The 22,934-nt window shown below is 70.5% G+C and carries 22 protein-coding genes and 1 pseudogene; 11 read left to right on the top strand and 12 right to left on the bottom strand.

The window, feature by feature from the left end:
- The first annotated feature begins 137 nt into the window (after positions 1-137).
- Positions 138-551, top strand: a complete 414-nt coding sequence (gene sodX / locus C0216_RS05270) for a nickel-type superoxide dismutase maturation protease (protein WP_114054132.1) — start codon at positions 138-140, stop codon at positions 549-551.
- Here the strand turns inward: sodX and C0216_RS05265 are convergent.
- Positions 455-1,084, bottom strand: coding sequence for a CGNR zinc finger domain-containing protein (locus tag C0216_RS05265; RefSeq protein WP_114054131.1), 630 nt, complete (start codon positions 1,082-1,084; stop codon positions 455-457). The two genes, sodX and C0216_RS05265, sit on opposite strands and share 97 nt — an antisense overlap.
- A 101-nt stretch (positions 1,085-1,185) precedes the next feature.
- Between C0216_RS05265 and C0216_RS05260 the strand changes: the two genes are divergently transcribed.
- A complete protein-coding gene (locus tag C0216_RS05260) occupies positions 1,186-1,947 on the top strand; it encodes a class I SAM-dependent methyltransferase (protein ID WP_114054130.1) in 762 nt (253 codons plus the stop codon).
- A 117-nt stretch (positions 1,948-2,064) separates the two neighbouring features.
- On the opposite strand, the gene C0216_RS05255 is transcribed toward C0216_RS05260, so the two are convergent.
- Genes C0216_RS05255 through C0216_RS05245 form a run of 3 tightly spaced genes read right to left on the bottom strand, consistent with a single transcriptional unit; the run spans position 2,065 to position 4,795 of the window.
- Entirely contained in the window at positions 2,065-2,832 is a 768-nt protein-coding gene (locus tag C0216_RS05255; protein WP_114054129.1) for an amino acid ABC transporter ATP-binding protein, read from the bottom strand.
- Positions 2,832-3,773 (bottom strand): amino acid ABC transporter permease, encoded by a 942-nt coding sequence (locus C0216_RS05250; protein WP_114054128.1) that lies wholly within the window; start codon positions 3,771-3,773, stop codon positions 2,832-2,834. Before C0216_RS05250 ends, C0216_RS05255 begins: the two co-directional genes overlap by 1 nt.
- Before the next feature lie 59 nt (positions 3,774-3,832).
- Entirely contained in the window at positions 3,833-4,795 is a 963-nt protein-coding gene (locus C0216_RS05245) for an ABC transporter substrate-binding protein (protein WP_114054127.1), read from the bottom strand.
- A 529-nt stretch (positions 4,796-5,324) separates the two neighbouring features.
- Here C0216_RS05245 and C0216_RS05240 point away from each other — a divergent pair.
- Together C0216_RS05240 and C0216_RS05235 are read left to right on the top strand one after the other, a co-directional pair.
- Entirely contained in the window at positions 5,325-6,527 is a 1,203-nt protein-coding gene (locus C0216_RS05240; protein ID WP_114054126.1) for an NAD(P)-dependent malic enzyme, read from the top strand.
- A gap of 512 nt (positions 6,528-7,039) precedes the next feature.
- Complete coding sequence (locus C0216_RS05235) at positions 7,040-8,002, top strand: zinc-binding dehydrogenase (RefSeq protein ID WP_114054125.1); 963 nt, start codon at positions 7,040-7,042, stop codon at positions 8,000-8,002.
- Between the two features lie 233 nt (positions 8,003-8,235).
- On the opposite strand, the gene C0216_RS05230 is transcribed toward C0216_RS05235, so the two are convergent.
- The 3 genes from C0216_RS05230 to C0216_RS05220 form a co-directional block, all read right to left on the bottom strand.
- On the bottom strand, positions 8,236-9,186 hold the full coding sequence (locus tag C0216_RS05230; RefSeq protein WP_114054124.1) for a PadR family transcriptional regulator: 951 nt from the start codon (positions 9,184-9,186) through the stop codon (positions 8,236-8,238).
- Position 9,187: 1 nt separating this feature from the next.
- On the bottom strand, positions 9,188-10,090 hold the full coding sequence (locus tag C0216_RS05225) for a DUF4097 family beta strand repeat-containing protein (protein ID WP_114054123.1): 903 nt from the start codon (positions 10,088-10,090) through the stop codon (positions 9,188-9,190).
- Between the two features lie 214 nt (positions 10,091-10,304).
- Positions 10,305-11,240, bottom strand: a complete 936-nt coding sequence (locus C0216_RS05220; RefSeq protein ID WP_114054122.1) for a LysR family transcriptional regulator — start codon at positions 11,238-11,240, stop codon at positions 10,305-10,307.
- Positions 11,241-11,447: 207 nt separating this feature from the next.
- Here C0216_RS05220 and snpA point away from each other — a divergent pair, with 207 nt between their 5' ends.
- Positions 11,448-12,113: a snapalysin gene (gene snpA, locus C0216_RS05215; RefSeq protein WP_114054121.1), complete on the top strand. Its 666-nt coding sequence runs from the start codon at positions 11,448-11,450 to the stop codon at positions 12,111-12,113.
- A gap of 106 nt (positions 12,114-12,219) precedes the next feature.
- Here snpA and C0216_RS05210 read toward each other — a convergent pair whose 3' ends face one another.
- From C0216_RS05210 to C0216_RS05200, 3 genes are all read right to left on the bottom strand, one after another.
- Positions 12,220-12,840 carry a GNAT family N-acetyltransferase gene (locus tag C0216_RS05210; protein WP_114054120.1) on the bottom strand — a complete coding sequence of 207 codons (621 nt, stop codon included), beginning with the start codon at positions 12,838-12,840 and terminating at the stop codon, positions 12,220-12,222.
- A gap of 118 nt (positions 12,841-12,958) precedes the next feature.
- A complete protein-coding gene (locus C0216_RS05205) occupies positions 12,959-14,023 on the bottom strand; it encodes a family 2 encapsulin nanocompartment cargo protein polyprenyl transferase (RefSeq protein WP_114054119.1) in 1,065 nt (354 codons plus the stop codon).
- Positions 14,024-14,059: 36 nt separating this feature from the next.
- Complete coding sequence (locus tag C0216_RS05200; RefSeq protein ID WP_114054118.1) at positions 14,060-15,466, bottom strand: family 2B encapsulin nanocompartment shell protein; 1,407 nt, start codon at positions 15,464-15,466, stop codon at positions 14,060-14,062.
- A gap of 187 nt (positions 15,467-15,653) precedes the next feature.
- Between C0216_RS05200 and C0216_RS05195 the strand changes: the two genes are divergently transcribed.
- The 6 genes and pseudogenes from C0216_RS05195 to C0216_RS05170 all read left to right on the top strand — a co-directional run bounded on the left by C0216_RS05195 (position 15,654) and on the right by C0216_RS05170 (position 20,086).
- Positions 15,654-16,133, top strand: coding sequence for an RrF2 family transcriptional regulator (locus tag C0216_RS05195; RefSeq protein ID WP_114054117.1), 480 nt, complete (start codon positions 15,654-15,656; stop codon positions 16,131-16,133).
- A 114-nt stretch (positions 16,134-16,247) separates the two neighbouring features.
- Positions 16,248-17,444: a globin domain-containing protein gene (locus tag C0216_RS05190; RefSeq protein WP_114054116.1), complete on the top strand. Its 1,197-nt coding sequence runs from the start codon at positions 16,248-16,250 to the stop codon at positions 17,442-17,444.
- Between the two features lie 169 nt (positions 17,445-17,613).
- Positions 17,614-18,204: a peptidoglycan recognition protein family protein gene (locus C0216_RS05185; protein ID WP_114054115.1), complete on the top strand. Its 591-nt coding sequence runs from the start codon at positions 17,614-17,616 to the stop codon at positions 18,202-18,204.
- A 78-nt stretch (positions 18,205-18,282) separates the two neighbouring features.
- Positions 18,283-18,432: pseudogene (locus C0216_RS34215) on the top strand (1-aminocyclopropane-1-carboxylate deaminase); the annotation flags it as partial.
- Between the two features lie 76 nt (positions 18,433-18,508).
- The gene (locus tag C0216_RS05175; RefSeq protein WP_162793115.1) at positions 18,509-19,429 is read left to right on the top strand and encodes a recombinase family protein; all 921 of its coding nucleotides are present in this window, start codon (positions 18,509-18,511) and stop codon (positions 19,427-19,429) included.
- The gene (locus tag C0216_RS05170; protein WP_342777143.1) at positions 19,430-20,086 is read left to right on the top strand and encodes a zinc ribbon domain-containing protein; all 657 of its coding nucleotides are present in this window, start codon (positions 19,430-19,432) and stop codon (positions 20,084-20,086) included.
- A 348-nt stretch (positions 20,087-20,434) separates the two neighbouring features.
- On the opposite strand, the gene C0216_RS05165 is transcribed toward C0216_RS05170, so the two are convergent.
- Entirely contained in the window at positions 20,435-22,123 is a 1,689-nt protein-coding gene (locus C0216_RS05165; protein ID WP_246042329.1) for a hypothetical protein, read from the bottom strand.
- A gap of 342 nt (positions 22,124-22,465) precedes the next feature.
- Positions 22,466-22,792: a hypothetical protein gene (locus C0216_RS33320; protein WP_162793114.1), complete on the bottom strand. Its 327-nt coding sequence runs from the start codon at positions 22,790-22,792 to the stop codon at positions 22,466-22,468.
- Positions 22,793-22,934: the final 142 nt, after the last annotated feature.

The raw sequence follows: 22,934 nt of genomic DNA, 5'->3' as shown, positions 1-22,934 counted from the left end.
CCGTGGGGAGGGGGATTTCGCGAGTGGCCCCGGAGGCTTGGGACAAAAGTCCGAGGGCGGCCGGGCAGCGGTGAGCGAACGTACGGCCCCGTGCGGCACCATGCCGTGGGGGGCCGCAGCGGGCGAGGAGGTCGGGCATGGCGGGCGGAAGGGGCACCCGGTTCGAGGTGCTGGAGGTGGCGGGGCCGTCGATGGTGCCGACGCTGCTGCACGGGGACCGGCTGGTCGTGCGGTACGGGGCCGCGGTCCGGCCGGGGGACGTGGTGGTGCTGCGCCACCCGTTCCAGCAGGACCTGCTGGTGGTGAAGCGGGCGGTGGAGCGGCGCCGGGGCGGCTGGTGGGTGCTCGGGGACAACCCGTACAACCAGACCGGGGACAGCACCGACTACGGGACGGTGCCCGAGGAGCTGGTGCTGGCGACGGCCGTGCTGCGCTTCCGGCCGCGCCCGGCGGATCAGAGCTCGCTGAGGGCCCGGCTGTCCTGGGCGGTGTCGGCGCTGCGGCCGCTGCGGGCGGATGCCTCGGCTTCGAGGCGCTTGCGGGCCCGGTAGGCGGCGACGTTCGCCCGGGTGGCGCAGCGGTCGGAGCAGTAGCGCCGGGACCGGTTGGTGGAGGTGTCGAGGTAGGCGTTGCGGCAGGGCGGGGCCTGGCAGAGGCCGAGCCGGTCGGGGCCGTGCTCGGTGAGGTGGAAGGCCAGGCCGAAGGAGGCGATGGCCGCGTAGCCGGCGGAGGCGTTCGAGGGGTGGTCGGCGAGGTGGATGTGCCAGTCGGGGCGGCCCTCGTCGTCGAGGTACTGGTGGCCGGAGACCTGGGGGCTGACGGGGAACTCCATCAGCAGCGAGTTCAGCAGGTCGACGGCGAGGACGTGGTCGCCGCCGTCCGCGGCCTCGAAGACGGCGCGCAGCCGGCCCCGGACGTTGCGGAAGCGCGTCACGTCGGTGTCGGTGACCCGGCGCGCCATCTGGACGCTCTCGCCGAAGAGGGCGCGGACGGCCTCGACCGAGGTCAGGGCGTCCTTGTTGCGGGCCGGCTCCTCGGTGTTGACCAGGCGCACGGCATAGTCCGAGTAATGGGCCAGTTCCACTTGTAGTCCTTACGGATGCGGATTAGGGTTGCGGATCAGAGTTCGCGGTAACAGCTGGTACTGATTCGAGGGTATTACGGAACGGGGCGGAGGGGTTCGCGATGGCAGAGGCTGAGGCCACCACCGACTGGCAGGCCTGGCAGGACAGCTGGGACCGGCAGCAGGAGTGGTACATGCCCGACCGCGAGGAGCGGTTCCGGGTGATGCTCGACATGCTGGAGGCTCTGGCGGGCCCCACCCCCAGGGTGCTGGATCTGGCGTGCGGTACGGGAAGTATTACGGACCGCGTCCTCAAGCGGTTCCCGGGAGCGGCGAGCACCGGCGTGGATCTGGACCCGGCGCTGCTGACGATCGCGCGGGGCCACTTCGCGGGCGATTCCCGGGTCTCCTTCGTCACCGCCGACCTGAAGGACCCGCAGTGGACCGCGGCGCTCCCCCACGGCCGCTACGACGCCGTCCTGACGGCCACGGCCCTGCACTGGCTGCACAGCCCGCAGCTGGCCGTCCTCTACCGGCAGCTGGCCCCGCTGCTGCCCGAGGGCGGCGTCTTCATGAACGCCGACCACATGCCCGACCCCTCCACCCCGCGGATCAACGCGGCCGAGCGCGCCCACCGGCACGCCGGCATGGACCGCGCCAAGGCGGCGGGCGTACCGGACTGGGCCGAGTGGTGGGCGCTGGCGGCCGCCGACCCGGTACTCGCCGAGCCGGTGAGGCGCCGCTTCGAGATCTACGGCGAGCACGCCGACGGCGACACCCCGGACGCGGCCTGGCACGCGCGGGCGCTGCGCGAGGCGGGCTTCGCGGAGGCGCGGACGGTGTGGTGCTCGCCGTCCGACGCGATGGTCCTGGCACTGAAGTAGGACCTTCGCCGGAACATCGGAAGACCGGCGCCGCGCGCGCACGCGGGAGGGGCGGCACGGTGACCGTGCCGCCCCTCCCGGATGACGGATGACCGTCCTGCGCTCGGCGCCGACCGCTCAGAGCACCTTGGACAGGAACGCCTTCGTCCGGTCGTGCTGCGGGTTGCCGAGGACGTCGCGCGGGTGGCCGGACTCGACCACGACGCCGCCGTCCATGAAGACGAGGTTGTCGCCGACCTCGCGGGCGAAGCCCATCTCGTGCGTGACCACGACCATGGTCATGCCCGACTCGGCCAGGTCCCGCATGACGTCGAGGACGTCGCCGACGAGCTCCGGGTCGAGCGCCGACGTCGGCTCGTCGAACAGCATCAGCTTCGGCTCCATCGCCAGCGCGCGGGCGATGGCCACGCGCTGCTGCTGGCCGCCGGAGAGCTGCGCGGGGTAGTTCCCGCCCTTGTCGCCGAGGCCGACGCGGTCGAGCAGCTTGATGGCGCGCTCGCGGGCCGCCGCCTTGGACTCGCGCTTGACCATGACCGGCGCTTCCATGACGTTCTCGATGGCCGTCATGTGCGGGAAGAGGTTGAAGCGCTGGAAGACCATGCCGATGTCCCGGCGCTGGGCCGCGACCTCGCTGTCCTTCAGCTCGTAGAGCTTGTCGCCCTTCTGGCGGTAGCCGACGAGCTGGCCGTCGACGTACAGCTTGCCGCCGTTGACCTTCTCCAGGTGGTTGATGCACCGCAGGAAGGTCGACTTGCCGGAGCCGGAGGGCCCGATCAGGCAGAACACCTCACGCGGGGCGACCTCCAGGTCGATGCCCTTGAGGATGTGCGCGGCGCCGTAGGACTTGTGGACGCCCTCGGCCTTGACCATGGCAGTCGTCGTCATCAGGCCACCGCCTTCCGGTTCGAGAGGCGGGTGAGGTTCGCCTTGATCTTCTGCAGCGGCGTGGGCGGCAGGGAGCGCAGCGCACCGCGGGCGTAGTGCCGCTCAAGGTAGTACTGGCCGACCGAGAAGATGCTGGTCAGGGCCAGGTACCAGATCGACGCGACGAAGAACATCTCCATGACCGCGAACGACGTGGACGCGATGTCCTGGGCCGCGCGCAGCAGGTCGAAGTACTGCACGGCGACGACCAGCGACGAGGTCTTGAGCATGTTGATGAACTCGTTGCCCGTCGGCGGGACGATCACGCGCATGGCCTGCGGGAGGACGACGCGGCGCATGGTCTGCGTCCGGGTCATGCCGAGGGCGTGCGAGGCCTCGGTCTGGCCCTCGTCGACGGACTGGATGCCCGCGCGGACGATCTCCGCCATGTACGCGCCCTCGTTCAGGCCGAGGCCCAGCAGGGCGGCCAGGAACGGCGTCATGACCTGGGTCATCTCGTCCTTGTAGAACCCGAGGTTCAGGATCGGGAAGATCAGGGCGAGGTTGAACCAGATGAGGAGCTGGACGTACACGGGGGTGCCGCGGAAGAACCAGATGTAGAACCAGGCGATGGTGCTGGTCACGGGGTTCTTCGAGAGCCGCATGACGGCGAAGAGGACACCGAGGACCAGGCCCAGCGCCATGGAGGCGATGCTGATCCAGATGGTGTTGCCCAGGCCCCTGAGGATCGTGGGGTCGAACATCTTCTCGGGCACGGTGGCCCAGCGCACGTTGCCCTGGGAGAAGGCGTAGGCGAGGGCCGCGGCGAGCGCGATGACGACCACGGCGCTGATCCACCGGCCGTAGTGGCGCACCGGGATGGCGCGGATCGCCTCGGGGGGGACGGCCCCGGCCGGCGGGGTGTCCGCCGGGCCGGAGGCCTTGTCGAGCTTGTCAGTCACAGTGACTGCCCTTCAGTGGTGCAAGGAAGACGAAGTACGAGGGGAGTACTCCGCGTAGGTCACTGGCCGGCGTTGATCTTGGCTTCGGTCACGGCGCCGGAGCCGGCGTTCCACTTGTCGAGGGCGGCCTTGTAGGTGCCGTCCTTGATGATCGCGTCCAGCGCCTGCTGGAGGGCGTCGCGGAGCTCGGTGTTCTTCTTGTCGACGGCGATGCCGAAGAAGCCGGCGTCCGTCGGGTTGGCGATGGCCTCGAAGTCGTTGCCGCCGCCCGCGGTCTTCGCGATGTACGCGGCGACCGGCGAGTCGTTCAGGTCGGCGGCGGCGCCGCCGGCCTTGACGCGGGTCTGGGCCTCGGCGTCGGTCGGGAAGGACTCGATGGAGAGCTCGCCCTTGCCGTCCTTCTTGCACTTCTCGGCCTGGTCCTTGGCGGACTGCTCGTAGGTGGTGCCGCGCTGGACGGCCACCTTCTTCCCGCACAGGTCGTCGAGGGTCTTGATGCCCTCCGGGTTGCCCTTCTTGACCAGGATGCCGGTGGAGGCCTGGAAGTAGTCGACGAAGTCGACGCCCGCACCGGTCTTGTTGCCCTTGTCGTCCAGGCCTTCCTGGCGGGCCTTGGTGTCGGTCAGCGAGGACATGACCACGTCGCTGCGGCCGGTCTGCATGCTGCCGATCAGGGTGTCGAACGTGCCGGACTCGAACTTGAACTCCACGCCGAGCTGCTTGGCCATGGCCGCGGCGATGTCGGGGTCCACACCGACGATCTTGCCGCCCTCGGTGAACTCCATCGGGGCGTAGGTGGCGTCGGTGCCGACCTTGATGACGCCGGCGTCCTGGATCTTCTTCGGCAGCTTGGAGAACAGCGGCGCGCTGCTGTTGGCCGCCTGGCCCGACGGCGTCGACGAGCCCTTGTCGGTCTGGTCGCCGCAACCGGTGAGGATCAGGGCGCCGGAGACCGCGATCGCTGCGACCGCGGCGATCCGGGACCGGGCGGCGGTCGTACGACGGGTGGTGCTTGCGGTCATGAGCAGGTTCCTCCGGCTGAGCAGGGAAAAACAAGCGAGGACGGGTCGGGCACGCACCTTCGAGTGTCGCGACCTCGTGCGGTTACGGCATCTTGCCATTCGGACTGACGCATTCAGGCAGTTCGTCAGGTCAAAATCGGATAACGGGTGCCCCGAAGTGCCCCCCATGACTGCGGAGCGGGCGCCCATGCGCCGAAGGAACCGCTGTGACCTGGCCTTTTTGACGGATTATTTACGGAGCGTCTCGGCCGTTGGACCGAGCTCTTTGGACCTTTCGCCGAAAACCGGACAAGAGGCATCCAGTCCAGCCGGAATCGACTCGTCTGGGTGAGTGTTCTTCGGGTACAACGGATCCTTACACCCCTCATCCGGGGCTCAGGGCGCGCGTGCGGCGCGCCCCGCGCGTTCGAACCTCCCCTCCGCGGAGGCGGGCCAACCGCCGATGCGGAGTACGGACGCGGTGCCCGCCCACCCCTTAACCAGGAGTGGCCAACCCTCAATGATTCAAAGACTTAAGGGGTCTAGAACAGTGGCAGCGGAGATCGTCAATCCTCGCAGCGACAGCGTTACGGACAACAACCCGGACGCGGTGTTCGCACTGCACCGGGGCGGCAAGATGGCCGTTCAGGCCACGGTGCCGGTCCAGAACAAGGACGACCTGTCCCTCGCCTACACGCCCGGCGTGGCGAAGGTCTGCACCGCGATCGCGGAGCAGCCCGAGCTGGTGAACGAGTACACCTGGAAGTCCAACGTGGTCGCGGTCGTCACCGACGGCACGGCCGTGCTCGGACTCGGTGACATCGGGCCCGAGGCCTCCCTTCCGGTGATGGAAGGCAAGGCCATCCTCTTCAAGCAGTTCGGCGGTGTCGACGCGGTCCCGATCGCGCTCGCCACCAAGGACACGGACGAGATCGTCGAGACCGTGGTCCGGCTCGCCCCCTCCTTCGGCGGGGTGAACCTGGAGGACATCTCCGCGCCCCGCTGCTTCGAGATCGAGCGCCGCCTCCAGGAGGCCCTCGACATCCCGATCTTCCACGACGACCAGCACGGCACGGCCATCGTGACGCTGGCCGCCCTGCGCAACGCCGCGAAGCTCACCGGGCGCACGCTCGGCGACCTGCGCGCCGTGATCTCGGGCTCCGGCGCGGCGGGCATCGCCATCGCCAAGATCCTCGTGGACGCCGGCATCGGCGACGTGTGCGTCACCGACCGCAAGGGCGTGGTCTCCGCGGACCGCGCGGACCTGACGGACGTGAAGGCGGAGATCGCCGGCCTGACGAACAGGACCGGCCTGACCGGGTCGCTGGAGCAGGCCCTCGCCGGCGCGGACGTCTTCATCGGAGTCTCGGGCGGCACCGTGGCCGAGGAGGCCGTCGCCTCGATGGCGAAGGACTCCTTCGTCTTCGCCATGGCCAACCCGAACCCCGAGGTCCACCCGGAGGTCGCGCACAAGTACGCGGCCGTCGTGGCGACGGGCCGCTCGGACTTCCCGAACCAGATCAACAACGTGCTGGCGTTCCCCGGCATCTTCGCGGGCGCCCTCAAGGTCCGCGCCGCACGGATCACCGAGGGCATGAAGATCGCCGCCGCCGACGCCATCGCGGGCGTCGTGGGCGACGAGCTCGCCGCCGACTACGTGATCCCGTCGCCGTTCGACGAGCGCGTCGCCGAGGCCGTCGCGGCCGCGGTGGCCGCCGCCGCCAAGGCCGACGGGGTGGCCCGCCTGGGCTGACCGCCGCACCGTGCGCGGAGGGGCCCGGCCGGATGCGTTCCGGCCGGGCCCCTCCACGTGTGCGCCCGCCCGCGGCACGCACCCTCCCCGCCCCCGAACGGGGAGGGGCCGCACCGCGTCGGCGAGTCGTTCGAGGTACCGCTGCGCGGGCCTCGGACATCCCGGAGCAAGCACGCCCGAAATGACAGGCTCATGACGAGTCCGGCCGCGCCGGGCTGAATACTACCGGCCGAAATGACGCGGTCCTGCCATTCCGCTTAGCGTCCGGAATCCGTCAAGACCACAGGTACAGACCGTAGTTGGGCATGCGACAGACAGTTCCGTTCCGGCGCAGGCGCCCTCTGTCCGAAGGACGCCGCCACTCCCCCGAACGGTTCCCGCCCCGGCCGTACGCGTCCCCCCGGCGGCCGCGGCGGCCGCCGGCCCGTACCCGCCGCCGGTGCGACGAAGGCCTCACCCGCGATGTGCCGACAGGTCTGGCACCGCCGCCTACCGGGCGGTAGCGTCGCGGCATGTTCGCTGCCTATGCCGCCCGTATCGACCGTGACCAGCCGCTGAGCGGCCTCGAACTGGGCGAGCGCCCGGCTCCGGCGGCCCGCCCCGGCTGGGTGACCGTGAACGTCAAGGCCGCCTCCCTCAACCACCACGACCTCTGGTCGCTGCGCGGGGTCGGCCTCGGCGAGGACAAGCTCCCGATGATCCTCGGCTGCGACGCCGCCGGCATCGACCAGGACGGCAACGAGGTCGTCCTGCACTCGGTGATCGGCCAGAGCGGCCACGGCGTCGGCCCGGACGAGCCCCGCTCGATCCTGACGGAGCGCTACCAGGGCACGTTCGCCGAGCAGGTGTCGGTCCCCGCCTGGAACGTGCTGCGCAAGCCCGCCGAGCTCTCCTTCGAGGAGGCCGCCTGCCTGCCCACGGCCTGGCTGACGGCGTACCGGATGCTCTTCACCAACGCGGGCGTCCGGCCGGGCGACTCGGTCCTGGTGCAGGGGGCCGGCGGCGGCGTCGCGACCGCCGCCATCGCGCTGGGCAAGGCCGCCGGGCTCCGGGTGTACGCGACCAGCCGGGACGAGGCCAAGCGCAAGCGGGCCGTGGAGCTCGGCGCCGCGGACGCGTTCGAACCGGGCGCCCGCCTGCCGCACCGGGTGGACGCGGTCATCGAGACGGTCGGCGCGGCCACCTGGTCCCACTCGGTCAAGTCGCTGCGCCCCGGCGGCACCCTCGTCATCTCCGGCGCCACGAGCGGGGACCGCCCCGCACACGCGGAGCTCACCCGGATCTTCTTCCTGGAGCTCAAGGTGGTCGGCTCGACGATGGGCTCGAAGGACGAGCTGGAGGACCTGCTGTCGTTCTGCGCGGCGACGGGGCTGCGGCCCGTGATCGACGAGGTGCTGCCGCTGGACCGGGCCCGCGAGGGCTTCGAGAAGCTGGCCGCCGGCGACCTGTTCGGCAAGGTCGTCCTGACCGTCTAGGGGGTCTTGCGAAAGTCCTGTGCGGTGCCCGCGGTGTCCGGTGCGTGCTCTCGGCGTACCGGGCGAAACCTCTCGTACCGGGCGTACTCGGGGCTTCGGCCGGTGCGGCGGGAGTGCGTGCCGGGCGCCGTGGGCGCCGTGCGGGACCCTCGCAACACCCCCTGGCCCGGAACGGCGGCGCTCCCCGCCGCCCCGCCCGCCGGTGCGGCGGAGGGGGCGGGGGCAGGCCGGCGTCAGCGGGCGGGCCTGAGCGCCGCCGCGATGCGGGCGGCCGCCGCCGCCAGGTGGGCGTGCGCCTCCTCCAGCTGGGCGGCGGTGACGCCGTGGTCGCGGGCGGCGTCGCGGACGCCGTCGCGGAAGCGGTCCAGCAGCCGGTCCAGGTCGCGTGCCGGGTCGCCGGTGCGCGGCACGTCGGCCGCCCAGCCGGCAGCCTCCGGAGCGGGTGCGCCCCCAGCGGCCGTACGGGGGGCCTCGCCCGCCCGGGCCGCCCCCGCGGCGGCCCCGCCCCAGCCACCGGCCCCGGCGGCACCGCCCGCGCCGCCGCCGAGCCAGCTGCCGGCCAGGCTGCCCAGCATCCCGCCGGACTTCGCGAGCTGCTCCTGGAGCTGCGCCGCGAGCCGGGCGACCTCCTCGCGGGCCCGCTCCTGCGCCTCCCTGGCCTGGCGGCGCGCCTGCTGCGCCTCCTCGCGGGCGCGGCGGCTCTCGTCCTTGGCGCGGCGGGCCTGATCCTTCCACTCCTGGCGGGCCCGGCGCATCTCCTCCTTCGCGGCCTTCCAGGACTCGTCCTCGACGCGGGTCTGCGTCGCGGAGGCCTCGGCCAGCATCTCCCGGCGCAGCGCGCCGGCCGCGCCGCGCACGTCGTCGCGGATCTCCGCGGCCAGCTCGGAGACCGACTCGCGGATCTCCAGCTCCAGGTCGGCGAGCTCGCCGCCCCGGCCGGCCAGCTCGGCGCGCCCGGCGTCGGTGATGGAGTACACCTTCCGCCCGCCCTCGGTGGCGTGCGTGACGAGGCCCTCGGCCTCCAGCTTGGCCAGGCGCGGGTAGACGGTGCCCGCCGAGGGGGCGTACAGGCCCTGGAAGCGCTCCTCCAGCAGGCGGATCACCTCGTAGCCGTGGCGCGGCGCCTCGTCCAGCAGCTTGAGCAGGTAGAGGCGGAGTCGGCCGTGGGCGAAGACGGGCGGCATGTCAGAGCACCTTCTTGTCGAGCGCGAGGGGGGCGGCCGGCGCGTCCCCGGCCGGGCGGCGCAGCAGGGCGATGGAGCCGGAGACGGTGGTGGCGCGCAGGCTTCCGCTGCCCGCTCCCAGCTTCCCGGTGATGCGCTTGGCGCCCATCTGGCCGGATACGTGGAGCTCCTCGAAGCCGTTGGAGATGCCGCCGGTGGCGGTGTTGGCCTCGACGCGGGCGTCCGCGGGGTGCGGCAGGCGGACCGCGACCTGCCCGGAGACGGAGTTGAGCGCGACGTCGATGCTGCCGGCGGGGTCCAGGTCGATCAGCATGTCGCCGCTGACCGAGTCGGCCCGTACGCGCCCGGCGGCGCCGTCGACCACGGTGAGGCCGCCGGAGACGGTGCGGAAGCCGAGCTCGCCGGTGACGGACTGGGCCTCCACGCTCCCGGAGACGGTGTGCGCCTTGACCGCGCCGGAGAGCCGGACCAGCGTCAGGTCGCCGGAGACGGTGTTGGCGTCCACGCCCCCGGTGATGCCGGAGACGACGGCGCCCGCGCCGAGCGCGACGACGCGGACCCGGGTGCCGGCCGGGACGGTGAGCGTGGCGGTGGCGCTGCGCTCCCAGGCCTTGCGGCCCTCGGCGGGGCCGGACCAGGCCTTCCACGGCTTGCTCTCGAACCACTCGCGCAGGCCCTGGGCCCCGTTCCAGGGCAGGTCCTCGTAGGAGACGGTGAGGATGCCGTCCTCCTGGACGACATACAGGGGCGGGCCGTCGACCGCGGCGACTTCCAGGCGGGCCGGGCCCTCGTCGGCGACGACGTTGACCGTTCCGCCGGCGATGCGGACCCGCAGCTCGGCCACCGGGGCGTCGAAGGCGATCTTCTGCGGCTCCCCCACCGACCACGTCTTCTGCTCTGCCATGGTGCTGGCCCTCCTCGGCACATACGACGGCACGCAACATATCGCGTCTTCTTTCTAACACGATATATCGCGGCTTGTCGAAGTCAAGGGCGGCCGCGCGGGAGCGGGCATGGAGAGGGCGCGGCGAGGGACGGCCCGGGAGGCGGCCGGGAGGCGGCCGGGCAGGGGGCCGGGCGGCGGACCGGCGGAGAAGCGGGGGGGGGCGCGGCCGCGGCTACGAGGCGGCGAGCAGCGGGCTCGCGTGGCGGCGCAGCCAGGCCCGGTACGCGGGTGAGGTGTGGGCCGCCTCCAGGTAGGCGGCGCGGAGGTCCTCGAAGGCCTCGGGGTGTTCGCCCGGCCGCGTCGCCAGCAGCAGGCGCACGGCGAGGGGGTCCCCGGCCAGCGGGCGGATGGCCATGTCGGCGCGGGGCCCGGAGGTGGGCTGGCAGGGGGCGACGGCCTCGCCGGAGACGATCAGCGAGGAGGCGGTGTGGTAGTCGGCGTGCAGCACGGGCGGGTCGAGGCCGGCGGCGGCGAACACCCGGCGCAGGCCGTCCCATTCGCCGTCGACGGAGGGGTCGACGGTCCACCGGTCGCCGGCCAGGTCCTGCAGGTCGACCACGCCCCGGCGGGCCGCGGGATGGTCCGGGGACATCGAGACGAACTGCGGCTCCCGCTCCACGAGGACCCGTAACTCCAGCCCCGGCGGGACCCGCAGCGGGCTGCCCTCCACCTCGTGCACGAACGCGACGTCCAGCTGGCCCGAAGCGACCATCCGCAGCAGGGCGTTGGGCGAGACGTCGACGAACAGGGAGGTCTCGGTGTCGGGCCACCGGCGGTGCAGCCGGCGCAGCCACCCCGGCAGGGCGCGGCTGGCGGTGGAGCCGAGGCGGAGCCGCGGGCCGCTCGCCATCGCGCGGGCCTCGGCGACGAGGGCGGCCATCCCGTCGAGCAGGGGGCGGGCGCGGCCGAGGACGCTGCGCCCGAAGGGGGTGGGCCGGCAGCCGGTGCGCTCGCGCAGGAACAGCTCGCCGTCCAGGGCGCGTTCGATGCGGCGCAGCTGAGTGGTCAGGGAGGGCTGGCTCACACCGAGCTGCCGGGCGGCCTTGTGCAGGCTGCCGGCGTCGGCGATGGCGCAGAGCGCGCGCAGGTGCCTCACCTCGAGCTCCATGGACCGAGGGTAGGTCGGCCGCGGCGCACTTCACCAGCCACTGATACCCCCTCGAATCCCGCCATTCTCACGGAAGTCGACTCGCCGAAACCTTGCGATAGGACGGTGCTATCGGGGGCTGACATCATCCGCGGGCCCCGCATGCTCCCGCAGACTCCGGTACCGAACAACCCACCCCCCACCGGATTTCGAGTAGGAGCACCCCACATGCGCCACTCCCGCATATCCCGCAAGACCCTGCTGGCAGCCGCCGCCGGCCTCGGCCTCGCCACCGCGCTCGGCGTCGTCCCCAGCGCGGGCGCCGCCCCCGTCCCCGCCGGCAGCGCCGCGACGTACGCCGCCTACGAGCGCTCGCAGGAGAACCAGGCCGCCACCAAGGCCTTCTTCGAGGCCGTGCAGCGCTCGGTGGCCGAGCAGCGGGCCGCGAACCCCGGCGCCGCCGTGGTCACGGTCACGTACAACACCCGCTACGCGCCGAGCTTCCGCACCCAGATCGCCCGCTCCACGCAGATCTGGAACAGCTCGGTGACGAACGTCCGCCTCCAGGAGGTCTCCTCCGGCGGCAGCTTCTCCTACCGCGAGGGCAACGACCCGCGCGGCTCGTACGCGAGCACGGACGGGCACGGCCGCGGCTACATCTTCCTCGACTACCGGCAGAACCAGCAGTACAACTCCACGCGCGTGACCTCGCACGAGACGGGCCACGTGCTGGGGCTGCCCGACCACTACTCGGGCCCCTGCTCCGAGCTGATGTCGGGCGGCGGCCCCGGCACCTCCTGCACCAACGCGACCCCGAACAGCGCCGAGCGGGCCCGGGTGAACCAGCTGTGGGCCAACGGCTTCGCGGCGTCCGGCCTGGACGCCAAGGGCTGAGCCTCCCCCTGCACAGGGCGCGGTGAACACGGGCCCCGCCCCCGGAATCGTCCGGGGGCGGGGCCCCGCGCGCTCCGTGCTGCGTGCGCCGCGTACAGCCCCGGCGTCAGGCGCCAGGCTCGGCGACCGGGTGGGGCTTGCGCCACATCGGCCACATCAGTGGCCCGTCCGGCAGGCTCACCGCCTCGCCCGTGAACTCCCAGCCGAGCCGCTCGTACAGCCGCCGGCTGCGCTCGCTGCTCGCCTCCAGGTACGCGGGCACGCCCTCCCGGTCGCACCGCTCCAGCACCGGCCGCATCAGGGCGGTGCCCAGGCCCTCGCCCTGCCGGTCCGGGGAGACCGCGATCATCAGCAGGTACTCGTGCTCCTCGGACGTCGGGTGCACGGCGCCGGTCAGCCGGCCGACCAGCTCGCACCGCTCGTTGTCCGGGTCGGCGACGGCGCGCATCAGGGCCGGCACGTCGCCTTCGGGCCCACCGTCCTCGGGGGCGCCCGCCGGGACGCGCAGCCACAGTGCGGCGGCGGACCCGTCGGCCGCGTAGTCGATCCGCCCCTCGGCGAGGGCGACGTCCACGAAAACGCCGAGGAACTTCCCGTGCACGGCGGCCCGGTGCGCGGCGTCGGGGAAGACCCAGCAGCTCACCGGGTCGTCGCGGAAGGCCTCGTCGAGCAGCCGCGCCACCGCGTCGCGGTCCGTCCCGTCCGCCTGCCGTATCTCCAGAACCACTGGGCACACCCTTCAGCCGCGTATCGACAAACGCAAGCGATCCTAGAGTTGGGCCCCCACGCCGGAAAGCCCTGTTCCGGCACCATGCAGTGCCGGAACAGGGCTTGCGCCCGCCCGCTCAGCGGGTACGGCGCGTGACGAACTCCGCCAGCGCCAGCAGCCCTCCCGCCGCCCCCAGGTCGGGAACGGCCCGCGACAGCTGCTGCACCGCCCGGCCCATCCGGTCGGCGGCATGGGCCTGCGCCCAGTCCCGCCCGCCGGCCCGCTCCACCGCGTCGGCGGCGCGGCGTACGTCCTCCCCCTCCATCGGGCCCGCGTACAGGGCGGCGAGCTCCTCGCCCGCCTCGGTGCCCGAGGTCAGGGCGGCCACGACGGGGAGGGACTTCTTGCGGGCGAGCAGGTCGGCGCCGGCGGGCTTGCCGGTGTGCCCGGGGTCGCCCCAGATGCCGATCAGGTCGTCGATCAGCTGGAAGGCCAGTCCGGCCTCGCGGCCGAAGGCGTTCATCGCCTCGACCTCGTCCTCCCCGGCGCCCGCGTACAGGGCGCCGAGCGCGCAGGAGCAGCCGAGCAGGGCCCCGGTCTTGGCCGTCGCCATGACCAGGCACTCCTCCAGCGGGACCTGCGGCCGCTGCTCGAAGGCGCAGTCGGCCTGCTGCCCGGCGCACAGCTCGACGATGCAGGCCGCGAGGCGGGCAGCGGCCGCCGCGGAGGCGGGGTGCGGGTCCTCCGCGAGCAGCCGCAGGGCGAGCGCCATCATCGCGTCGCCGGTGATGATCGCGTCCGCGGTCCCGAACACCGTCCAGGCCGTCGGCCGTCCGCGGCGCGTGGCGTCCCGGTCGATGACGTCGTCGTGCAGCAGCGTGAAGTTGTGGGCCAGTTCGACGGCGACCGCCGCGCGGACCGCCGCGTCGGACGCGTCGGCCGCGGCCGCGCCGTCCGGCCCGGCGAGGGCACGCGCCGCGGCGAGCACCAGGGCCGGCCGGATGGCCTTGCCCGCACCGCCCGCCGCCGCGGTGCCGTCCGCGGCCTCCCAGCCGAAGTGGTACATCGCCACGCGCCGCATCGAGCCGGGCAGGCTCCCGACCGCGCGGCGCAGCAGCGGGTCGACCGCGCCCCTCGCCTGCTCCAGCAGGGCCGCGGCCTCCTGCCCCTCGCCGGCCGCGACCGCCTCAGTGGTGCCCATGGGTGCCCCCCTCCCCGGTACTCGCCGCCACGCCGCTCAGGCGCGGCGGGCGATCTCGACGTTCTCCAGGACGCCGAGCGCGTCCGGCACGAGCACCGCCGCGGAGAAGTAGGCCGTGACCAGGTACGAGATGATCGCCTGCTCGCTGATGCCCATGAAGCGCACGGACGTGCTCGGCTCGATCTCGTCCGGGATGCCCGGCTGGTGCAGGCCGACGACGCCGGACTCCTCCTCGCCGGTGCGCATGCACAGGATGGACGTGGTGCGGGCGTCGCTGATCGGGATCTTGTTGCAGGGGAAGATCGGCACGCCGCGCCAGGTCATCACGCGGGTCCCCTCGACGTCGACCGTGTCCGGGTACAGGCCGCGCCTGTTGCACTCGCGGCCGAAGGCGGCGATGGCCTCGGGGTGGGCGAGGAAGAGCCGGGAGCCGCGCCGCATGCTGAGCAGCCGGTCCATGTCGTCGGGGGTGGGCGCGCCGCCGTACGGCTGGATGCGCTGGTCGTACTCGGCGTTGTGGAGCAGCCCGAACTCCGGGTTGTTGACCATCTCGTGCTCCTGGCGCTCGCGCAGCGCCTCGACCGTCAGCCGCAGCTGCTGCTCGGTCTGGTTCATCGGGTGGTTGTAGAGGTCGGCGACGCGGGTGTGGACCCGCAGGACCGTTTGCGCGAGGGACAGCTCGTACTCGCGGGGGCGGGCCTCGTAGTCGACGAACGTGCCGGGCAGGGTGGGCTCGCCGCGGTGGCCGGCGGAGAGGTCGATGGCGGCCTCGCCGTAGTCGTTGGTGTGCCGGCCGGGCGCGGAGCGTACGGCGTCCACGTGCGCGCGGAGCGAGTCGGCGCGGTCGGCGAGCATCCGGAAGTCCTGGGCGGACAGGACGAGCGCGGTGCCGGAGGTGACGGCGCGGGCCGTGTACTCCCAGATCGCGTCGTCGTCGACGAGGCAGTCGTCGCCGAAGTAGGCGCCGTCGGCGACGGTCCGCAGGACCGCGTCCTCGCCGTACGGGCCGGGGCCGATCTGCTCGACGCGGCCGTGGGCGAGCAGGAAGACCCGGTCGGCGGCGCTGCCGAAGGAGGTCAGCTCCTGCCCGGCCTCGAAGTCGACCTGGCGGCACCGCTGGGCGAGCTCGGCCAGGACGTCCTCGTCCTCGTACGTGCGCAGCAGGGGGAGCTCGGCGAGCTCGGCGGGGATGACCTCGACCCGGGACCCGGTCTTGACGAACTCCACGCGCCCGTCGCCCACCGAGTAGCTCAGGCGGCGGTTGACCCGGTAGGTGCCGCCCTGCACGGACACCCAGGGGAGCATCTTCAGGAGCCACCGGGAGGTGATCTCCTGCATCTGCGGCACGGACTTGGTCGTGGTTGCCAAGTTCCGCGCGGCCGACGGGGCGAGACTCCGCTGGGGAGTCGCGGCCTCGGTTCCGGAACCCGCCTGCACCGACATGTGCTTCCTCTCGCTCACTCCACGGATCTGCGGCAGAAGCCTTTCAGCACACACGGTGGTGGGACCATTACACAAAAGAGTGGGACTACTCCGTCGGAGTGGCGGGCACCCTCTCCGGTTCGCCTCGGCGCCCCGCGGGCCGGTGTGAAATTTGCATGACGGATACCAGTTTTCCTAGGGTGCGGGCATGCGCCTGACCCGATTCACGGACCTGGCCCTGCGCGTCCTGATGCGCCTGGCCGTCGCCGAGGGGGACCTGCCCACCACGCGCGACGTCGCGGCGGTGATGGAGGTCCCGTACACCCACACCGCCAAGGTCGTCGCACGGCTGCGCCGCCTCGGCCTGGTCGAGGCGCGCCGCGGCCGCGGCGGCGGCCTGGCGCTGACCGCGGCCGGCCGGGCCGCCTCGGTGGGCGGCGTGGTCCGCGAACTGGAGGGCGCCGGCGACGTCGTGGACTGCGACGGCGAGACCCCCTGCCCGCTGCGCGGCGCGTGCGTCCTGCGGGGCGCCCTGCGCCGGGCGCAGGAGGCGTTCTTCGCCGCCCTGGACCCGCTGACGGTGGAGGAGATGGTCGCGGCACCGACAGGCCCGCTGCTGCTCGGCATCTCGGGCCGCGGCGGACCGGCGGACGGCGGGCCCCCGGGAGGGCGGGCCGAAGGTCCCTGACCCCCGGGCCGGACGGCCGCTTCGCACCGGCCCCGCACGCCGTAAAACTTGCATCCGAAATACCCATTACCCGTAGCCACCAGGCGCACCACCGCACGCACGCGAGGAGTACCGATGCTGTCCGAGAAGTCGGCCGAGACCGTCCGCGCCACCCTGCCCGCCGTGGGAGCGGCCGTCGGCGACATCGCGGAGCTCTTCTACACGAAGCTCTTCGCGGCCCACCCCGAGCTGCTGCGCGACCTGTTCAACCGCGGCAACCAGGCCGCCGGCGTGCAGAAGCAGGCCCTCGCCGGCTCCATAGCCGCCTTCGCGGGCCACCTCCTCGCCCACCCGGGCACCCGCCCGGACGCGATGCTGAGCCGCATCGCGCACAAGCACGCCTCGCTGGGCGTCACCCGCGAGCAGTACCCCGTCGTCCACAAGCACCTCTTCGAGGCGATCGCCGAGATCCTCGGCGACGCCGTCACCCCGGAGGTCGCCGAGGCCTGGGACGAGGTGTACTGGCTGATGGCGAACGCCCTGTGCGCCATCGAGGAGCGGCTCTACGCCGAACAGCAGGTCGCCGCCGGCGACGTCTGGCGCCCCTGGCAGGTCACCGCCCGCATCGAGGAGACCGCGGACTGCACCACCTTCCACCTCGCCCCCGCCGACGGCTCCCCCGTCCCCGCCGCCAAGCCCGGCCAGTACGTCTCCGTGCAGGTCGAACTCCCCGACGGGGCCCGCCAGATCCGCCAGTACAGCCTGACGGGCGCCCCCGGCTCGCCGACCCGCGCCATCACCGTGAAGCGGATCCGCGGCGCGGCCGCCGCCGGCCCCGACGGCGAGGTCTCCAACCACCTCCACGACCGGGTCACCGTCGGCGACGTCCTGCGCGTCTCGCCCCCGTACGGCGACCTCGTCCTGCAGGACTCCGACGCGCCCGTGCTGCTCGCGTCGGCCGGGATCGGCTGCACCCCGATGCTGTCGATGCTGGAGCACCTCGCGGAGAGCGGCCGCACGGCGCCCGTCATCGTCCTGCACGCCGACCGCTCCCCCGCGGACCACGCACTGCGCTCCGACCACCGCGCCCTCGCGTTGAAGCTGACCGACGCCACGGCCCGCTTCTGGTACGAGGCCGGCGCCGAACCCGGCGACGCCGAGGGCCGCATGGACCTGGCGGACGTCGAGGTCGCCCCGGGCACGACCGCCTACCTGTGCGGGCCGCTGCCCTTCATGCGGGCCGTACGGGAGCAGCTCCTGGCCAAGGGCGTGCCGGCCGCGGACATCCACTACGAGGTCTTCGGCCCCGACATGTGGCTGGCCTCGGCGTAACGGCACGCGACGCGTGGGGCGTGCGGGCCGGCCGGTACGGGGCCGCCCTGTCCGAATCGGCTCGCACGCCGTACGAATGCCCTAGCCACGCAAGGACCCCCTCCCCTACACCGTAGGGAACGGGGTCGCCACGCATGGTGACCGCAACGCACCGCAAAGGAGGCGGTCCATGGCCGCACCCATGTCCGCGGACCGGTTCATCGACGCACTGCGCAACGAGGGCCTGACCATCGTCGAGGTCGGCGCCTGGCGCACCCACAACCGCAACCACAAGGGCCCGTGGGGCCCCGTACACGGAGTGATGGTCCACCACACCGTCACGCGCGGCACGGCGTACACCGTGCAACTCTGCCGCGACGGCCATGCGGCCCTCCCCGGGCCGCTCTGCCACGGCGTGATCACCAAGGACGGCCGCGTCCACCTCGTCGGCTACGGCCGCGCCAACCACGCCGGGTCGGGCGACCGGGACGTCCTCGCGGCGGTGATCGCCGAGAGGCGGCTGCCGCCGGACAACGAGCGCGACACCGACGGCAACCGCCACTTCTACGGCTTCGAGTGCGAGAACCTCGGCGACGGCCGGGATCCCTGGCCGGCCGTCCAGCTCGACGCGATGGCCCGCGCGGCGGCCGCGGTCTGCCGCGTCCACGGCTGGACGGAACGCTCGGTGATCGGCCACCTGGAATGGCAGCCGGGCAAACCGGACCCCCGCGGCTTCACGATGAACTGGTTCCGCACCCGCGTGGCCGCACACCTGAACTGACCCACCCGTACCGGGGCGGCCCCCGACAAGGCCCGCGGGCCGCCCACCCCGAGGCACCTCAGCCCCCACAATGGACGGGTGAACCGCCCCGCGAACCTTGACGTGCTCTTGCAGCCCCGCCCGCCGTCCCCGTTGCAGGAGGTCCGTGACGAGCGGTTCGAGCGGTGCGGGGTGCGGCTGCTGCTCAAGCGGGACGACCTCGTGCATCCCGAGCTGCCCGAGAGTAAACCCACTGGTGTTTGCGGGCCTGACCAGCAGAAATAATCGGTTTGGCCCGCGATCACCCCAACCTAGGGTGACTCTCATGGGCATAGCGACCGACCCGGCCAAGTTGTGTGACCTCTACCTGCGCCGCAGCACCTTGCAGGACAACAAGGACACCCTGAAGGCGCACGAACGCGACCTCAGGGACCGGGCACAGCGCGAAGGACTGACCGTCCGGGAGGTCTGGACGGACGAGGCGTCGGCCTTCAAGGCCGGTGTCACGCGCGAGAAGTTCGACAAGGCGATTGCCGCCGTGGTCGCCGGCGAGGTCCGCCACCTCCTGGTGTGGAAGCTGGACCGCCTGAGCCGTCGTGGCATGCGGCAGGTGGGCGACGTGCTCGACACGTTCGAAAGCCGTAACGCCCGGCTGGTCGCACACATGGACGGCCTGGACAGCTCCGTACCGCAGCACCGTGGGCTATTCGCGTGGCTGGCCGAACAGGCACGCGCCGAGTCGTACAACACGAGCGTCCGCACTCGGACGACGAAGGCGGAGAAGAAGCGCCAAGGTGCGTGGCCAGGCGGTCAGCCGCCCTACGGGCTGCGGGTCCGGAAGGGCCGGACGACCACGGAGCACCACCCCAAGGAGTACGCCACATCCCGCCGTATCGCGGACCTCCTGCTGTCCGCCAAGTCCGCCAGTGCGATAGCGGAGAAGCTGAACGCCGACGGTCTCACGACCCGCCGGGGCGGTAAGTGGCGCTCCTCCACGATCACGCAGCTCGCCCACTCCCCCGCGTGGGCCGGCCTGATGCCCACGCACGACCGGTACACGGACGACCAAGGCCGGGAACGGTGGCGTGCGACGCAGGAACCCATGCTGGGCGAGGACGGACAGCCCGTCCAAGTGGGCGAGGGAGTCATCACGCCCGGAGAGCGGGCACGCATCCAGGCCGCCCTGAGGCTGCGCACGTCCGAGTCCATGGCGAACGGACGCCGGGGGAAGCCGGCGGCACAGTAGCTGCTGTCCGGACTCCTCAAGTGCGGACGCTGCGGCGGCAACATGGTCAAGGGCGGTCCGTCCTACCGCTGCTACCGGCGTATCAACCTGGGCAAGAGCACCTGCCAGGGAATGTCCGTCCTGGTGAACGCTGCGGACGATGCCATAACCCACGCGTTCATCTCCCGCGTCTCCACGCTGCCGGACGACGACGGCCTCCTCGTGGACCTCGCCATCCGCTGGTTGGCCGTGGAGGACCCGGAGAAGGACGTCCGTCGTACGGAACTCACGCTCGCCGTGGACGATGCCCGGGCCCGGCTGGACAGCCTGGACGAAGCGCACTTCGTGCAGGGCCGCTTCAAGGGTCCGAAGGGGCAGCAGCGCTACGACCAGCTACGGGACGCGATCACCGCTCAGTTGGACTCGCTGGAAGCAGAACTGGCGGAACTGACGCGCGCCATCGACATCACGATCTTGCGAGACGGCGAGATGCTGCACCAAGCGTGGATGGCAGCAGACCAGGAACGTGCCCGCATGCTGCTGCGCGTAGTTCTCCACTCCGTGGCGCTCCTCCCGTCCCGGGGCCAGGGCTGCAAGGACCCAGTGCTCACCCGCTTCAGGTTCCATTGGGTAGGCGAGGACCCTCAGCCCGTGGGAACCGTGCCCCAGGGGCGCTGACGCCGTCCTGCGCGCCGCGTACGACCCCTCACGGGAAAGACTGCCCTGGCGGGCTGGTGGCGCCTCCTGCGGCTCCTGAGGACCCGCGCACAACAACGCCCGAAGTGACGAAGTGACGGAATGACACTCAGCGCCGGGTTACCTCTTACATAGAGATATTTATCGTCGCCATGCATGGATTAGAACTAACCGTCACTTCGTCACTTCGTCACCTCAACCGCGCGGCCGTGGCGTCCCATCCCACAGCGCTGGTGCTGACAACCAGGTATGGTCCGCACACCTCCAACCGCTTCTTCGCCGGATGGATCCGGCCCTCGAGTGCCCCAAAGAAAATCTCCCGAGCTGCCGTCAACTAGCGATCGGTTTGATCAATTTATCGCCACGAGGCACCGACGTCATGGAGTGCGGAAGCCCTTGCAGCATTTCTCGCAAACCGTGCTCCTCCTCGCTGGTCGCGAAGAGGATCTGACTTCCTGCAGACCCATTCTGCGCAGCCCTCCTCAAAAGCTGCTGAAAACTCATTCGAGCAGCCTCCTGCTGACGAGGCTCGTCGAAGACAAGCAACTGTGCATGATTGCCTCCGCGCTCCCTCGAAACTTCCATGAGGGCAAACAGGTAGGACCAGATGACTCGCACCATGTCACTGGCGGATAGATCGAAGCCGAGATCAAATCCTTCATGAATGGGACGATACGTCTTGTCAGAGATATCGACAGCCGAGGGGTCCATCGAGCGGAACCCGTAGCTGTGGAGCTGAGAGACAAGAGAAGTCCGAAGTGCCGCAACCTTGGCGGCATCAGTTTGGTTCAGTTCATGATTTCGCAGCCGCGAAAGCTGCTCTTTCGTCTGCCGCCAGGTAGAGAAGATTCTATCCAGCTCATCTAGAGCCGCTTCGATTTCATCACGGACGGCCCGCAGAGCATCGATTCGACCTTGAAGTTGAATGTGCTCGGAAAGCGCGGCGGCGTCAGGAAGGGAATTAGGGCTAACGAGGGCATCTTTCTGCGCTCTAATAGACGAGCGAATCGAAGCCATCTCATCTCGCAGCCGGCTAACACGGACCTGCCCTCGCTCAACTGCACGTCGCGCGTCGGCCGTCATAGATCGGAAAGTCGACAGCTCCCGCTCCAACAGCGAAATATTGTCCTCGATCGTCAACGGATAGTCTGTGATTTCGAACCCGTCCGGCAGGAGCTGCCCACACGTCGGACAGTTCTCGTAGAGGGATTCGAAATCGGTCCCAGAGCCCAAGTTTCGCAGCAAGGAGGCATCCTTGTGCTTCCTCAAGTCTTCTTCCAGAGCCTCAACACGCAAGCCGACAGAGGTTTCCCGACGTTTCGCCTGCTCTAGATCGTCCACAGCTTCAGAGAGAACGACGGCCAGGCGCATCCCATTGTCTTGATTCTCGGCAAGAGCCGCTTCGATCTGAGGCGCCGCCTCACCGACCGAATGAACAGCTCGCCTCCTGAGCTGACCTTCGAGCCGGCCGGCCATTTGATCGATTTCTTGGGAAAGCGAGATCCAGCCCCCGCCGGACGCAACCTGGACCTCAACTTGATCCGCCCTGCGCCAATCAGCGGTCGGCTTCTTGGGGACACCTTGCACCAGAACCCCGGATCGCCTGCCAAGCTCGGTAATTTGCCGCTCGAGCGCCTTCCAGTCAGATTCTAGAATCGCATTGACAGATTCAAGCCGCTGCCGCTCGAGGACGGCATCCATCACTTCAAGGGATAGGATAAATTCTGCTGAGCGCTTAGAGACGTCTTGAATCCCCAGGTAGGTAGGGATACGAGCCTGAACTCCTGACCAGCCATGCTTCTGCTCTACGAAGAAATAAGGGAACAGGCATTCCAGGTAAAGCAGGCTTTCACTGCCGTCCATCTTCGTGACTCGGGGGAGTTCCCAGCCCAGGAAACGCGCCAGCTTGTGGTGGAATCCAGCCTCTCGCTGTGCAGCACCTGAGCGCCTCACAAAGTAGTCCTGCGAGGGATAGTCGCCGTAAGGATCAGTCAGAGCAGGCCCCTCCTGCACCCTCACTAGCGAACTATTGAAGCGAGAGCTTCGAACCGCCCTCCGTACAGTCATTACCGACCCTGTTGAGTTCTCAATCTCAAGGGCGACGTCAGACTCGACAACGCGATATTCGCGGCCGGACACTTCGACGGAATCCGTCATGGCATGCGGCAAGGGGATGTTGCGACTAGAGCTGAGCATCCCCTCAAGGCCGAGCGCATAAATGATGGACTGAAGGCATGTAGACTTGCCGCTCGAGTTGTCTGCCCGGAGGATATTTAGGCCCCGGCTAAAGTTCAGCTCGGTCCCACACATGGGACCCGGGGTCTGCACGCGCAGAACGAGTTTCCTCAGAGTAAGCATCCGCTAGCTCCAGTCAAGCAAATCGTTCACGGACTTTTGCGTAATGCGCGCCGGCAGCGTGGCAAGAAAATCCTTCTCCATCCGCAACACATCGTTTCTAGACATAAGCAGACCGGCCATGCGCTCACCCTTCTCCGTCAAAGAGATAGAGGCGTTAGAGTTTCTCTTGGCCAATCCTGCTGCCACTGCAAGGTTAATGCTTCGCGTCGTGGAAGGATCGTGGCGAATAATTAGCCCATGCGGCTTTCGCTGGTGATTAAACCACTCGGAGACGACGCGCCTACCATGTTCAGAACGAAGAGCCCAAACGAGAACGTGAATCTGTTCCACGTTGGCAGTGTTGGCCCGACACCTGCGAAGGACCAAGACGATAGCGGATATTCTCCATGCAGTCCTCAGATCCCCAGGGACCGGGTCCGGCCTGCGAGTGAAGACTACAGCGTTCGAAATGCCCGAAAACGCCGCCCTGAGA

Origin of the sequence: Streptomyces globosus, assembly GCF_003325375.1 — a bacterium.
Lineage (GTDB): Bacteria > Actinomycetota > Actinomycetes > Streptomycetales > Streptomycetaceae > Streptomyces > Streptomyces globosus_A.
The sequence above is the reverse complement of the archived record's forward strand: the minus strand, read 5'-3'. Positions and strand labels throughout refer to the sequence as shown.